The 13085-nt window shown below is 66.7% G+C and carries 14 protein-coding genes; 6 read left to right on the top strand and 8 right to left on the bottom strand.

All coding sequences use genetic code 11. The annotated features are described in order from the left end of the window. Positions 1-8 precede the first annotated feature (8 nt). Positions 9-371, top strand: coding sequence for a 6-carboxytetrahydropterin synthase (locus PSV00_RS11075; RefSeq protein ID WP_300447101.1), 363 nt, complete (start codon positions 9-11; stop codon positions 369-371). Positions 372-375: 4 nt separating this feature from the next. Here PSV00_RS11075 and PSV00_RS11070 read toward each other — a convergent pair whose 3' ends face one another. From PSV00_RS11070 to PSV00_RS11055, 4 genes are all read right to left on the bottom strand, one after another. After that, positions 376-648 (bottom strand): hypothetical protein, encoded by a 273-nt coding sequence (locus PSV00_RS11070; protein WP_300447100.1) that lies wholly within the window; start codon positions 646-648, stop codon positions 376-378. Between the two features lie 63 nt (positions 649-711). After that, complete coding sequence (locus PSV00_RS11065; RefSeq protein ID WP_300447099.1) at positions 712-1407, bottom strand: pirin family protein; 696 nt, start codon at positions 1405-1407, stop codon at positions 712-714. A gap of 83 nt (positions 1408-1490) precedes the next feature. Then, complete coding sequence (gene aroC, locus PSV00_RS11060) at positions 1491-2576, bottom strand: chorismate synthase (protein ID WP_300447098.1); 1086 nt, start codon at positions 2574-2576, stop codon at positions 1491-1493. A gap of 12 nt (positions 2577-2588) precedes the next feature. Further along, positions 2589-3320, bottom strand: coding sequence for a DnaJ C-terminal domain-containing protein (locus PSV00_RS11055; protein WP_300447097.1), 732 nt, complete (start codon positions 3318-3320; stop codon positions 2589-2591). 97 nt (positions 3321-3417) lie between these two features. Here PSV00_RS11055 and pdxH point away from each other — a divergent pair, with 97 nt between their 5' ends. Continuing rightward, positions 3418-4092: a pyridoxamine 5'-phosphate oxidase gene (gene pdxH / locus PSV00_RS11050; RefSeq protein ID WP_300447095.1), complete on the top strand. Its 675-nt coding sequence runs from the start codon at positions 3418-3420 to the stop codon at positions 4090-4092. On the opposite strand, the gene PSV00_RS11045 is transcribed toward pdxH, so the two are convergent. Together PSV00_RS11045 and udk are read right to left on the bottom strand one after the other, a co-directional pair. After that, positions 4039-4722, bottom strand: coding sequence for a TetR/AcrR family transcriptional regulator (locus tag PSV00_RS11045; protein WP_300447093.1), 684 nt, complete (start codon positions 4720-4722; stop codon positions 4039-4041). The two genes, pdxH and PSV00_RS11045, sit on opposite strands and share 54 nt — an antisense overlap. Before the next feature lie 64 nt (positions 4723-4786). Further along, complete coding sequence (gene udk, locus PSV00_RS11040) at positions 4787-5455, bottom strand: uridine kinase (protein ID WP_300447091.1); 669 nt, start codon at positions 5453-5455, stop codon at positions 4787-4789. Positions 5456-5617: 162 nt separating this feature from the next. Between udk and PSV00_RS11035 the strand changes: the two genes are divergently transcribed. Then, complete coding sequence (locus tag PSV00_RS11035) at positions 5618-7249, top strand: long-chain-fatty-acid--CoA ligase (protein WP_300447089.1); 1632 nt, start codon at positions 5618-5620, stop codon at positions 7247-7249. Between the two features lie 20 nt (positions 7250-7269). Then, positions 7270-7968, top strand: coding sequence for a DUF1499 domain-containing protein (locus PSV00_RS11030; protein ID WP_300447087.1), 699 nt, complete (start codon positions 7270-7272; stop codon positions 7966-7968). Here PSV00_RS11030 and PSV00_RS11025 read toward each other — a convergent pair. Beyond that, entirely contained in the window at positions 7953-8855 is a 903-nt protein-coding gene (locus PSV00_RS11025; protein WP_300447085.1) for an MBL fold metallo-hydrolase, read from the bottom strand. The two genes, PSV00_RS11030 and PSV00_RS11025, sit on opposite strands and share 16 nt — an antisense overlap. A gap of 69 nt (positions 8856-8924) precedes the next feature. On the opposite strand from PSV00_RS11025, the gene PSV00_RS11020 reads away from it, so the two are divergent. Continuing rightward, the gene (locus PSV00_RS11020; RefSeq protein WP_300447083.1) at positions 8925-9071 is read left to right on the top strand and encodes a hypothetical protein; all 147 of its coding nucleotides are present in this window, start codon (positions 8925-8927) and stop codon (positions 9069-9071) included. A 40-nt stretch (positions 9072-9111) separates the two neighbouring features. Here the strand turns inward: PSV00_RS11020 and PSV00_RS11015 are convergent, their stop codons facing one another. Next, entirely contained in the window at positions 9112-9669 is a 558-nt protein-coding gene (locus PSV00_RS11015; protein WP_300447081.1) for a hypothetical protein, read from the bottom strand. Between the two features lie 283 nt (positions 9670-9952). Between PSV00_RS11015 and PSV00_RS11010 the strand changes: the two genes are divergently transcribed. Next, complete coding sequence (locus PSV00_RS11010) at positions 9953-12937, top strand: TonB-dependent siderophore receptor (RefSeq protein ID WP_300447079.1); 2985 nt, start codon at positions 9953-9955, stop codon at positions 12935-12937. Positions 12938-13085 lie beyond the last annotated feature (148 nt).

Here is a 13085-nt window from a genome sequence, read left to right as displayed (position 1 = left end):
ACATGACGATGTTCGAGATCACCAAACAGGCGACGTTCGACGCCGCCCACCACTTCCCCAATGAGCCCGAGGGCAGCATCTATCGCCGCGTCCACGGCCACTCCTTCACGGTCGAGGCGACGGTGCGTTCGGCGACGCTGGACGCCGAGCACGGCTGGGTCGCCGATCTGGGCGCGCTGGACCGGGCGCTGAAGGCCGCGGCCGGGGAACTGGATCACGGCATGCTGAACGAGAAGGCGGGACTTGAACTGCCCAGTCTCGAGAACCTGTGCCTGTGGTTCGCCAACCAGCTGAAGTCGGACTGGCCGGGCCTGAGTCGCATCACCGTTGCCCGCCCGACCATCCATGAGCGCTGTACGCTGACGCTGTAGGGGTCTAGCAGCGGCGGCCCGCAGCCCGGCGCTGTTCGCAGCGGCGCTGTTCGCGCTCATAGTTGCGCTCATCGCGTTCGCGTTTGGCCCGGGTTTCCTCGTCCGAGGTGGTGACGGCGTCGAAGCCGGCCCCGACCACCGATCCGGCCGCCTTGGCCGTGCCGCCGACCACGGCGGCGGTGCCGCCCACGACCGCCCCGACCAGACAGCCCTGCAGCAGCAAGGATCCGGCGAGGACGGCGGACAGGGTGACAAGGCGGGTGATCGATCGGGTCATGGCAGGCTCTCCGGGGCAGGGCAGACCTTGCCCGGGAATGGTGAACAGAGCCTGACCCGCAGCCTACAGACTGTCGACCATGACCAGTTCGGCGTCGCTGCCGGCGGTGATGACGATCTCGGCCTCATCCACGATGGCGGCACCGTCGCGGGCGTTCAGGGTCGTGCCATTGACCGCGACCGAACCCACGGCCGGGACCAGATAGGCGCGGCGACCGGCCGGCAGGCTGTAGCGCAGGGTCTCGCCCGCGCCCAGGGTCGCACCCAGCACCCGGGCGTCGGCATTGATGGTCAGGGCTCCGTCATCCGGATCGCCGGACGCCAGCACCGAGAATTTGCCGCTGCGGTCGCTTTTGGGAAAGGTCTGTGCGCCCCAGGAGGGTGTCGCGCCGCGCCTGTCGGCCTCGATCCAGATCTGGAACAGGGTGGTGGTTTCGTCCTCCAGGTTGACCTCCGAGTGGCGCACCCCGGTGCCTGCGCTCATCACCTGGACGTCGCCGGCCCCGGTGCGGCCCTTGTTGCCCATGGAATCCTCATGGGTGATGGCCCCGGTGCGGACATAGGTGATGATTTCCATGTCGGCGTGCGGGTGGGGCGGAAAGCCGGACCGGGCGGCGATCTCGTCGTCGTTCCAGACGCGCAGACGGCCCCAGCCCATGCGGTTGGGATCGAAGTAGTTGGCGAAGGAGAAATGGTGTTTGGCGTTCAGCCAGCCGTGGTTGGCACCGCCAAGGCTGGCGAAGGGGCGGACGTCGATCATGCTGTGGTCTCCCGATTGGGGCGCGTATCGTGCGGCGCGGTTCGGAGCCTATATAGGTAACAGTGTCAGTGGCTGAAAGGGGCTCACCCCACCTGCGCCCGGTGCCGCAGCATCGCATCGGCCAGCACGCAGGCGGCCATGGCCTCGACCACCGGGACGCCGCGCAGGGCGACGCAGGGGTCGTGACGGCCCTTGGTGCGCAGGTCGGTCTCGGTGCCGTCGCGGGTGATGGTCTGGCGCGGGGTCAGGATCGATGAGGTCGGCTTGAACGCCACCCGCGCCGTCAGCGGCTGGCCGGTCGAGATGCCGCCCAGCACGCCGCCGGCATGGTTGGACAGGAAGACGGGCTCGCCGTCCGGTCCCAGACGCATCTCGTCGGCGTTCTGTTCGCCGGTCAGTTCGGCCGACTCGAAGCCCGCGCCGAACTCGACGCCCTTGACCGCATTGATCGACATCAGGGCTGCGGCCAGTTCGGCGTCCAGCTTGCCATAGACCGGCGCGCCCCAACCGGCGGGCAGGCCGGTGACCTCCAGCGCCACCACCGCCCCGATCGACGAGCCCGCCTTGCGGATGCCGTCGAGGTAGGCCTCCCAGGCGGGCACGACCCCGGCCGAGGCGGCGAACAGGGGGTTGTCATAGACTGCGTCGAAATCGACAGCCTCCGGCGCGATGCGATGCGGTCCCAGCTGGACCACCCCGGCGCGGATCTGGATGTGCGGGCCCAGAACCTTGCGGGCCACGGCCCCGGCGGCGACGCGCATCGCCGTCTCGCGGGCCGAGGAGCGTCCGCCACCGCGGTGGTCGCGGACGCCGTATTTGGTCTGATAGGTCAGGTCGGCATGGCCGGGGCGGTAGGCGCGGGCGATCTCGCCATAGTCCTTGGAACGGGCGTCCTCATTGTCGATGTGGATGGCGATCGGGGTGCCGGTGGTGACCGGGCCGTTCCCGTCATCGAACACGCCCGACAGGATGCGGGCGGTGTCGCTCTCGCGGCGCTGGGTGACGAACCGGCTTCCGCCGGGCTTGCGCCGGTCCAGCCAGGGCTGCAGATCGGCCTCGGTAAGGGGGATCAGCGGCGGGCAGCCGTCGACGACGCAGCCGATCGCCGGCCCGTGGCTCTCGCCCCAGGTGGTCACGCGAAACAGATGGCCGAAGGTGTTGTGGGACATGGTGGCTCCGGCTTAGGCCGCCAGACGGTCCGCCGTCCAGACGCGGGTGAACCGGGCCAGCAAGTCTTCGGCCGACGACGGGGCGTCCGCGCACGGCATCAGTGTCACGAACAGATGGCCCGCGGCGCGGGACCCGCGCGCCGGCAGGCCGAGGTCACGCAGGCGCAGCCGGACGGGGGCCTGCATGTCGGCGACAACCCAGGCCTGGCGGGTTCCGGCATGGGTGTCGATCTCGACCCGCCCCCCGTCCTCGAGCACGCGCGGTGACACCGGCCAGGTCATGAACAGGTCGTCGCCCATGGCCGACAGGCCGTCCGTCGGCCGGATCAGCACCGCCAGATAGATATCGCCACCGTCTGCCGTGGCGCGGCGCAGACGCAGATGTTCGCCGCTGCGCAGGCCGGGCGGGACGCGAACGCGCAGGGCGCGGCTGCCGATAGCCACGGCGACGCTGCCGCCGTTCACGGCCTGGATCGGGGTCAGTCGGATGACCGGCCGGGCTGCGGGCCGCGAGGCCGGGGCGGCGAGGGCGAGATGTCCGGGACCGGTCTGCTGGATCAGCCTCCAGGCGGCGATGATGCGACGAAACCGGTCGGCGTCCCCGCCCGGCAGATCGGGGCGCGCCGCCTTGACCGCCTGGCGGAAGGCACCGGTCAGGGCGGCACCGTCCACCGGGCCGTGCAGCCCCAGCAGGGCATAGGCCTCGCGGATCGAGGTCACCTCGGTGTCGGAACGGGCACGCATCCCTGACAAAGGCCCTGAACAGGGTCAACGGGCGGTTAACCGCGACCCGGGGTCGCGCACCCTTTCGCCGTGCGGTCCAACGGCGCTATGTCAGCCCATGACCGCACCTGTGATCCCGTCCAGCCCCACCCGTGAAGAGTATGCGGCCGACTATGCCGCCGCCCTGGCCGCCAATGGCGATGAGTCGATCTTCACCCGCGACGACCCGACCGGCCTGTTCACCGACTGGCTGACCGACGCGCGGGGCACCGAGCCGAACGACGCCAACGCCATGGCCCTGGCGACCGTGGACGCTGACGACCTGCCGGACTGTCGTATGGTGCTGTTGAAGGACGTCGATGCGCGCGGCTTCACCTTCTATTCCAACAGCGAGAGCGCCAAGGGCGAGCAGCTGGCGGCCCGGCCGGCCGCCTCTCTGCTGTTTCACTGGAAAACCTTGCGTCGGCAGGTGCGGGTGCGGGGCACGGTCGAACCGGTCAGTCCGGCCGAGGCCGATGCCTATTTCGCCAGCCGGGCCCGCGAGAGCCGCATCGGGGCCTGGGCCTCGGACCAGTCACGGCCGCTGGTGGACCGGGCCGAGCTGGAGGCGGCTGTGGCCCGGGAGACGGCGCGGTTCGACGGCGACGATGTCCCGCGTCCGGCCCGCTGGACCGGCTGGCGGCTGGTACCTGAAAGTCTGGAGTTCTGGCGGGATCGGCCGTTCCGCCTGCATGACCGGCTACGGTTTGAGCGCGACGGCTCCGGCTGGACCCGGACCCGGCTCTGGCCGTGATACGCCGGGGACGCCGTAGCGGGCCAGGAAAGTCTCCACGGCATCGGCGGCGATTTCCGGCACGGACCGTCGGGTCTTCACCTCGTCGCCGGTGACCAGGGACACGAAGAAGACCGGATGCTCGACCATGCCCAGCAGCTGGCTTGCGGCCCAGGACGGATGCTCGATCTTCAGCTGCCCGCTCCGGCACAGCGCCTGCAGCGCGTCGATCAAAACGGCTCCGAAATTCTGCCGGCCGACTTCGTAGAACCGCATGGCGACCCCCTTGAAGCGCGGCCGTTCCGCCATGACCAGCCGGAAGACCGAGCGGACGAAAGGGTCGCCCATGAAGGTGCCATAGGTTTCTGCGAAGAGCACAAGTTGCTCGCGGGCCGAGCCGGAGACCGATTTTACACCCTGCATATGGGCAATGAAGTCGGTTGCGGCGTCATCGATCACGGCATCGAACAGGTCGGCCTTGCCGGCGAAGTAGGTATAGAGGGTCGCGGTCGAGACATTGGCCTCGCGGGCGATCGGTTCGATCCGGGTCGCGGCATAGCCGACGCTCATGAAATGACTGCGGGCGTGACGGAGAATGGCGTCGCGGCGCGGGTCTGAGGATGGCGGGGTCGAAACAGCAGAGCCATTCATGAGCACACAACGTCTTCTGGTTGCCACCACACTGAAGCTTCGACTTCAGCGGGGCAACCCGATCCTAGTCCGTAGTAATACTCCCCCTGTGCGCCTGCCATGCTGCCAGCAGCGGGTGGGCCAGGACCGGGGCGGCCAGCCGCACGACGGCCTGGGGTTCCTCCAGCCGCACGGCTGCGGTGGCGTCCGCGACCACGAAATCGGCGTTGACGCGGGACGGTTCGGTCAGCCGTTCGTGACCGGGACGGACCGTGGCCAGGTACTGGGCGATCACCGAGTCCGCTGTGCGGCCGCGCTCGACCTGGTCGCGCAGCAGACGGCGGATGAAGCGGATGTCGGCGGGCGTGTCGACGAACACCCGGATATCGAACAGGGTCGACAGGGCGGGGGTGCACAGGACATGGGTGCCCTCAACCACGACGACATCGGCGGCGCGTACGGGCTCGCCGCCCGGATCGCGACCGTGATGAATGAAGGAATAGAGGGGCGCGACGATGTCGCGGCCGGCCTTGAGTGCGACGAGGTCGGCGATCATCAGATCGTGATCCCGTGCGGCCACGTCGTCGAAATCGAAGGTCGCGGCGTCAAAATCGGGCAGGCTGGCGGCGTCACGGTAATAGGAATCCTCGCGCAACAGCACGGCCACACCGTCCGGCAGGGCGGACACCAGCGCCTCGGCCAGGGTGCTCTTGCCCGAGCCCGAGCCCCCGGTAATGGCGATCAGAATACTCATGGGGTGCCTCCGGCGTTCAAGCCCGGCCCTTCTAGGAGCGGGCGTGGGTTAAGGCCATCCCGAACGGCCTCCAGGTGACGCTAGGTCACGTTGCTTATCGCCGATCACCTCGGTAGCGTGGGCTCAAGTGTCTCGTTGAGCAGGCACAGACGAGGAATCGCGATGCTTGGATTGATGCAGGACTGGCCGCTGACGGTCGACAAGATCATCGATCATGCGAAGAATTGGCATGGCCATCGCGAGGTGGTGACCCGATCGGTCGAGGGGCCGATCGTGCGTACCACCTACGGCGAGATGCACGGCCGCGCCAAGCGGGTCTCGAACGCCCTGCTGGCCTGGGGCGTAAAGCCCGGCGATCGTATCGCCACCCTGGCCTGGAACACCGGCCGGCACATGGAGGCCTGGTACGGCATCATGGGCATCGGCGCGGTGTGCCACACCCTGAACCCGCGCCTGTTCCCGGAACAGCTGATCTACATCATCAACCACGCCGAAGACCGGATGATCTTCGTCGACCTGACCTTCGTGCCCCTGCTCGAGGCGATCCTGCCCCACTGTCCCTGCGTCGAGAAGGTCATCGTCATGACCGACGAATGGACGATGCCGGCGACCAAGCTGCCTGCGGCCGAATGCTATGAGCAGGTCCTGTCCGAGGCGACCGAGGACGCGGCCTGGGGCCAGTTCGACGAACAGACCGCCTGCGGCCTCTGCTACACCTCGGGCACGACCGGCAATCCCAAGGGGGTGCTGTATTCGCACCGGTCGAACTTCATCCATACGCTGCTGGGCCTGCAGGCCACGGTGCTTGGGGCCAGCCCCAGCGAGGTGATCCTGCCGGTGGTGCCGATGTTCCACGCCAATGCCTGGGGTATCGCCTTTGGCGGTCCGGGGGCGGGCTCCAAGCTGGTCCTGCCCGGGGCCCAGATGGACGGGGCCTCCATCTATGAGCTGATCGAGACCGAGGGCGTCACCTTTTCGGCGGCCGTGCCCACGGTCTGGCAGGGCTTGCTGACCCACCTGCGCGATAACAATCTCAAGATCCCGACGGTCAAGCGGGTGCTGATCGGCGGCTCGGCCGTGCCCGAGAGCCTGATCCGGGCTTTCCACGACGAGTTCGGCATCGAGGTGCTGCAGGGCTGGGGCATGACCGAGACCTCACCGATCGGCACCCTGTCCAACCTGCCGCCGGAATTGGCGGCCCTGCCGTACGACGAGCAGATGAAGTGGCGCGTCAAACAGGGCACGCCGCCGCTGGGCGTCGAGCTCAAGCTCAAGGATTACGAAGGCAAGGAGATCACGCACGACGGCCACAGCTATGGTCGGCTGATGATCAAGGGACCGACCATCGCCGGGGCCTATTTCAAGGACGAGGGCGGCAGCATTCTCGATGATGAGGGCTTCTTCGACACCGGGGACGTCTCGACCATCGACGAACAGGGCTTCATGCAGATCACCGACCGCGCCAAGGACGTGATCAAGTCCGGCGGCGAGTGGATCAGCTCCATCGAGATCGAGAACATCGCCGTCGGCCATCCCAAGGTCGAACTGGCCGCCGTGATCGGCGCGGCCCATCCCAAATGGGACGAGCGCCCGGTGCTGTTGATCAAGCTCAAGCCGGGCCAGACCGAGGACAGGCAGGAGCATCTGGACTTCCTGACCGGCAAGATCGCCAAATGGTGGACGCCGGATGATGTCGTCTTCGTCGAGGATATTCCGCTGGGGGCCACCGGCAAGATCGACAAGAAGCTGCTGCGCGAGCAGATGAAGGACTATCGTCTGCCCGCCGCAGACTGATTTCCGGAGGGGGAGCCGCGATGACCCAGTCAGGCAAGCCGGGCAAGGGCCGCGGTATCGGCATGGGCTGGCTGGTCCTGACCGTGCTGGCGGCTCCGCTGCTGGTCTTCATCGCGGTGATGGGCACGCGGTCCGGCCTGTGGTCGGTCGACGTCGGTCGCGAGCTGCTCACGCTGCAGGTCGGCCGCTGGCTGGCCCTGGTCGGTCTGGCCGCCGCGGTCCTGGCCCTGATGATGGCCTTCCGCGACCTGCGTCGCCTCGGTCCGGTGGCGGTCGCCTGCCTTGTGGTCTCGCTGGCGACGGTCGGTCTGTATGTCCGTCAGCAGGCGCAGTTGACGGCCCCGGCTCCGCTGGACGCGACCACCGACCCGGCCGACGCGCCGGGCTTCAGTGTCGATACGGCCGGACTCCGGGCGGCCATCGGCTCGCCGCATGCCCCGTCCGCCTGTCCGGGCCTGGTCCCGATTCCGAGCCAGGTCGTCTCGGAATCGGCCACGGCAGCGCTGGAGGAGGCGGGGTTCACCGTCCAGAAGGCCGGGCTGTTCCAGTCCGAGGGGCTGCACGAAGGCTTCTGGTTCGGCCTGCGCCATGACGCGGTGGTGCGGATCCGCCCCGGACGCACCGATGTGCGGGTCACGGCCCGCGACGGCCGGCCCCAGGGGGATGCCGCCTGCCGGCTGGCCCGCAAGATCGTCGACGGGCTTCAGGCCGGACGGTAGCTGGCGGTCAGGGTCGCCTGCGGCTCGGCCACGACCCGGCCCTCGGCCACCAATTTGATCAGATGGGCCAGCACCGACAGGCTGGCCGCCGGCCATAGTCTTTCATCTACCGATGCATAGAGAACAGGGACCATCGCTGCGACGGTGCGGTCGCCGGCCGCCAGCCGGGCCAGGATCTGCGCCTCGCGGCCCAGTCGGTGGTCGCGATAGGCGCGCAGGAAGGGGCCCGGATCGGTGACCGGCGCGCCGTGGGTCGGCCACAGGGTGGCGAAGTCTCGGGCGATGACCGCATCCAGACTCTTCATATAGGCCACCATGTCGCCATCCGGCGGGGCCACAACGGTCGTCGACCAGCCCATCACATGGTCGCCGCTGAACAGGGCGTTCTCCTCGCACAGCACGAACGCGAGGTGGTTCGAGGCATGGCCGGGCGTGGCCAGGGTCTCCAGGGTCCAGCCGTCGCCGGTGACGACCTCGCCGTCGGCCAGGATCCGGTCCGGGCGGAAGTCGTCATCGTCATCCTCCTCGATCGCCACCGCGGTGTCGTGCGGACGGCTGACGGGGGCGGCGGCCAGGATGATGGCTCCGGTCGCCGCGGCCAGTGGCCGGGACAGGGGCGCATGGTCGCGATGGGTGTGGGTCACCAGGATGTGGCTGACCGTCTGCCCGTCCAGCGCCGTCAGCAGGGCGGCCAGATGGGCGTCGTCGGCGGGACCGGGATCGATCACCGCCACCGTCGCGCCCGGGCCGTCTCGACCGACGATATAGGTGCCCGTTCCGGTGAAGGTGAACGGGCCGGGATTGCGGGCGGTCACCCGCCGGATCAACGGCGACACCGGTTCAGCCTCGCCATAGCGGACCGGAAACGCACGGATGTAGGGGATCACGCCGCGCGTCCCGGGGCCCGGCCCAGGGCTTGCGTTAGGACTTCGTAAACCTTCTGCGGAGTGCGCGTAATGGCTGTTTCCATCGCTTTGGCTGTCTCAAATCGGCTCCAGCCAGTCGCTGTCGCCCTGTTGTGTCTCATGGCGGTGCAGCTGGTCATGGCGTCGTGCACGCCCGAGCCGGTGCCCTATGCGACCCGGGTCATGATCCAGCGTTGACACCCTGACACTGACGCCGGACGGCGAGGGGGGGGCGTGACTATTGCCGGCGAACCCGCACCGCGCGGCTGTCCCCGACGACCAGAAGGAAACTGCCCAGGGCCGCGCTGCGCACCGTCACCGGCGGATTGCCCCGGTTGCGGAAGCTGACATGGGCGGTGTCGATCTGCTGCCAGACGCTGCCGTCGGCCAGGGTAAAGGTCCAGCGGCCTTCCCAGTTCTCGGTGGCGCTGGCCAGGGTTGATTCGATGGCCTCGACCGCTTCCGGGCCGCTGCCGCGCTCGAAAAGGTTCGGCATGGACGGCAGGCTGAAGCCGAAATTTTCCCGGCGCGCGGTGCTGATCTGGTTGCGATCGACCACCACGAGGTCGCCCTGGCGCTCGGCGGCATCCACCGCGGCGACGGCCGTATCATAGCAGGCGAGCCGCGCCGTTGCGTCGCCGGTCGAGCGGCACGCGACCAGTCTGGCCAGCAAATCCGCCCGTTCCATGGCCGGTGCCCCGCCGGGGGTCTGGGCAGGCTGGGCGGCGGTTACAGCCGTGGCGGACAGGGCCAGGGCGGCCAGGGCGGCCAGGGCGGTGAAACGCGATCGGATCATGGCTTGAAACGCTCTATGACGCGCAGGCTGATGCGCCCCTTCCTTATGCATGAACACGATCATGCTCACCAGTGATCGCCCTCTAGGCGAACGTGGCCGGAATACGACAGTCCCGGGGCAAGTTTGTTACGTATGTGTAATTGGAGTGGCCTAAATGGGGGCGAAGCGGATAGTTTGAAGATAACTGAGGTGGATTCTTCGCCGCAGTGATTTGACTATCATGTCCGTCATTTCGGCTCTGTGGCCCATCCGGTCCCGATGTCGAACCCAGGAGGAACAAGCTTTGAAAGCCCACACCATCCGCCAGCAATTGCTGGCTACCACTATCATCGGCGGTCTTGTCGCCTTCGCCGCGCCCGTTATGGCGCAGACGCAGCCGGCCGCCACTCAGGTTGACGAAGTCGTTGTCACCGGTTCGCGCATCGTCCGTCAGGACTTCACGGCGATCAGCCCGGTCACCACCGTTGGTCAGGAGCAGCTCGAGCTGACCCAGACCCTTACGGTCGAGTCGCTTCTCAACGAACTGCCCCAGGTCGTTCCGGGCAACATGCGCACGTCCAACAACTCGGGCGGTGAAGCGTTTGCAACCATCGACCTGCGTGGCCTCGGTGCCAACCGTAACCTCGTGCTGGTCAACGGCGAGCGCATCCCCGGGTCCTCGACCACGGGTACGGTCGACCTGAACACCATCCCGGCCTCGCTGGTTCAACGCGTTGAAGTCGTCACCGGCGGCGCATCGGCCGTTTACGGTTCGGACGCTATCTCGGGCGTGGTCAACTTCATCCTGAAGGACAACTACGAAGGTGCCGAAATGTCGGTGACCTACGGTTCTTCGTGGGAAGGCAACGCGCCGGAAATCGAAATCAACGGCATCTTCGGCGGTAATTTCGCCAACGGCCGTGGCAACATGACGGCCTACGGTGCCTATTATAACCGTGGTTCGGTCAGCCAGAGCGAGTTCGACTTCTCGCGCACTTCGGGCGCTCTCTGCTCGGACCGCCCTGACTTCGAAGAAGCCTATGTCTGCGACACGGCTGCTGAAGCCCAGGCCGCCCGCACTGCCGGTGGCGGCGTCCTGTTCTCCGGTGGTTCGGCTACGCCGTCCTGGGGCTGGATTGCCAACTCGGGTGCCAACCCGTTCAACGCCGCCGCGCTGATCGCCAATCCGCTGACCGCCGGCCAGTTCGCCTCCTACGACCACGACTGTAACCCGGCTACGGCGAACATCGCTTACGGTGCCGGCGAGCGTAACCTGTCGTTCGACGAAGCCGGTAACCTCGAGCCCCGCAACGGTGCAAGCAACTCCTGCGGCGTTCCGGATCGTGCCGCTGGTTCCTCGCGCTACAACTATGCGCCGGACAACTATCTGATCATCCCGGCCGAGCGCGTTAACTTCACCACCATCGGCACCTACGACTTCTCCGACACCCTGCGGGCCAAGGTTCACCTGAACTACGTCAACAGCTCGTCGGAAGTTCAGCTGGCCCCGACGCCCGCGACCGGCCTGACCGTGTCGATGACGCCGGCCATGCAGGCCCTGATCAGCGCCAGCCACCCGGATCTGGCGGCTGCCCTGGCTTCGCGTCCGAACCCGCTTGGTTCGTTCACGCTGAACCGTCGTATGAACGAAGTCGGCACGCGTAACTCGTATGACGAAAACAACTCGTTCTACCTGCTGACGACCCTGGAAGGTGAGTTCTCGCCGGCCTGGGATTGGAGCCTGACCGCTTCCTACGGCTCGAACAAGTTCGACAGCCGTGGTTCCAACTCGGTCAACGCGACTGCTCTGGCTCAAGGCCTCGCCGGTTGCCAGGACGCTACCAGCGGCCTGTCGCTCGGTGTCAACGCCCTGCCGGGTTGCGTTGCGCTCGACCTGTTCGGTGCCGGCACCATGACCGACGCCATGACCGACTTCGTGCGCGTCAACACCTTCTCGACCACCCAGGTCGAGGAAACGCGGATCGCCGGTTATACCCGCGGCAACCTGTTCTCGCTTCCCGCGGGCCCGGTCGCTTCGGTGTTCGGCTTCGAATATCGTGAAACCGACGCTGAGTTCCGCGTCGACAACGAGCAGCGTACCGGCAACATCTTCGGCTTCAACGCCACTCAGGACCAAGCCGGTGCGGTCAACGTTCAAGAGCTGTACACCGAAATCTCGGTGCCGCTGCTCGCCGACATGACCTACGCCAGCTACCTGGGCCTCGAGCTGGGCCTGCGTTATTCGGACTACTCCTCGATCGGCAGCGTCTGGACCAGCAAGGTCGGTCTGGAGTTCGCTCCGATCCCGTCGCTCCGTTTCCGCGCCGTCTATAACGAAGCCACCCGTGCTCCGTCGGTGTTCGAACTGTTCCAGAACGGTGACCAGGGCTTCCCGTCCTACATCGACCCCTGCGTTGGTGCCACTGGCGCTGATGCGGCCTTCTGCTCGGCTCAAACCGGCGGTGCTCTGGCTCCCGCTACCTGGGCCGGCTTCACGGCTGCCAACTCCCAGGTTGAGGCCTTCTCGTTCGGTAACCCGAACCTGGAGCCCGAAACCGCCCAGACCTTTACGGTCGGGTTCGTGTTCCAGCCTGACTTCCTGCCGGTTGGTCGTCTGAGCGCAACGGTGGATTACTACGACATCAAAATCACCGACGTTATCGCGTCGTTTGGTGCCCAGTACTTCATCAACGATTGCTACGATAACGCTGTCGCCTCGTCCTGCGCCCGCGTCGTCCGCGACACGAACGATGGTCAGATCGACTACGTGAACACCTCGCGTGGCAACCAGGGTGAGTTCGCCACCAACGGTGTCGACCTGGCCGTGGAATACTCGATCGATCTGGCTGACGTCGGCCTGGTTGGTCGTCTGCGCATCAACGAACTGGCCAGCTTCGTCGACTCGTTCACCTTCAATGGTTCCGAGTTCGTGGGCACCACCAGCGCCGGTATCGGTGGCGCGACGTTCGACTTCAAGAACGTCCTGTCCGCCTTCTACGATATCGATGACTGGACGTTCATGACGCGCTGGAGCTACCTGCCCGAGCTGGCTGATGATCCGGGCTTCGGCTTCACGATCACGCCTTACCAGCCGGAAGCGTCGTACATCGACATGTCCGCTCGTTGGAACGTGACCGATAACGTCGCCCTGTCGGCCTTCATCGGCAACGTGCTTGACGAAAAAGCACCGCAGACGCTGAACGGCATCTTCTCGCAGGGTAACACCGACCCGCAGGTCTATCGTGTCCTGGGTCGTACGTTCTCCCTGAACGCACGGATGCGCTTCTAGGTCTCGACCTGGAGCTCAAGACTGGGGGCGGCGGGGGAAACCCCGCCGCCCTTTTTCTTGTGTGGTGGCTATGCCGGGTGTTTTCGACGTCCCGAAAAAGCCATGGGCACCGATCAGAGCTTTGGTGCGTTTAGACGGGCCGCCACCG

This window comes from Brevundimonas sp. (assembly GCF_029945885.1).
GTDB lineage: Bacteria > Pseudomonadota > Alphaproteobacteria > Caulobacterales > Caulobacteraceae > Brevundimonas.
This window is presented reverse-complemented; position numbering and strand designations above follow the sequence as displayed.

Coding starts and splice junctions, on each gene's coding strand:
- PSV00_RS11075 (WP_300447101.1), top strand. CDS start 9: ATGTTCGAGATCACCAAACAGGCGACGTTCGACGCCGCCCACCACTTC.
- PSV00_RS11070 (WP_300447100.1), bottom strand. CDS start 648: ATGACCCGATCGATCACCCGCCTTGTCACCCTGTCCGCCGTCCTCGCC.
- PSV00_RS11065 (WP_300447099.1), bottom strand. CDS start 1,407: ATGATCGACGTCCGCCCCTTCGCCAGCCTTGGCGGTGCCAACCACGGC.
- aroC (WP_300447098.1), bottom strand. CDS start 2,576: ATGTCCCACAACACCTTCGGCCATCTGTTTCGCGTGACCACCTGGGGC.
- PSV00_RS11055 (WP_300447097.1), bottom strand. CDS start 3,320: ATGCGTGCCCGTTCCGACACCGAGGTGACCTCGATCCGCGAGGCCTAT.
- pdxH (WP_300447095.1), top strand. CDS start 3,418: ATGACCGCACCTGTGATCCCGTCCAGCCCCACCCGTGAAGAGTATGCG.
- PSV00_RS11045 (WP_300447093.1), bottom strand. CDS start 4,722: ATGAATGGCTCTGCTGTTTCGACCCCGCCATCCTCAGACCCGCGCCGC.
- udk (WP_300447091.1), bottom strand. CDS start 5,455: ATGAGTATTCTGATCGCCATTACCGGGGGCTCGGGCTCGGGCAAGAGC.
- PSV00_RS11035 (WP_300447089.1), top strand. CDS start 5,618: ATGCTTGGATTGATGCAGGACTGGCCGCTGACGGTCGACAAGATCATC.
- PSV00_RS11030 (WP_300447087.1), top strand. CDS start 7,270: ATGACCCAGTCAGGCAAGCCGGGCAAGGGCCGCGGTATCGGCATGGGC.
- PSV00_RS11020 (WP_300447083.1), top strand. CDS start 8,925: ATGGCTGTTTCCATCGCTTTGGCTGTCTCAAATCGGCTCCAGCCAGTC.
- PSV00_RS11015 (WP_300447081.1), bottom strand. CDS start 9,669: ATGATCCGATCGCGTTTCACCGCCCTGGCCGCCCTGGCCGCCCTGGCC.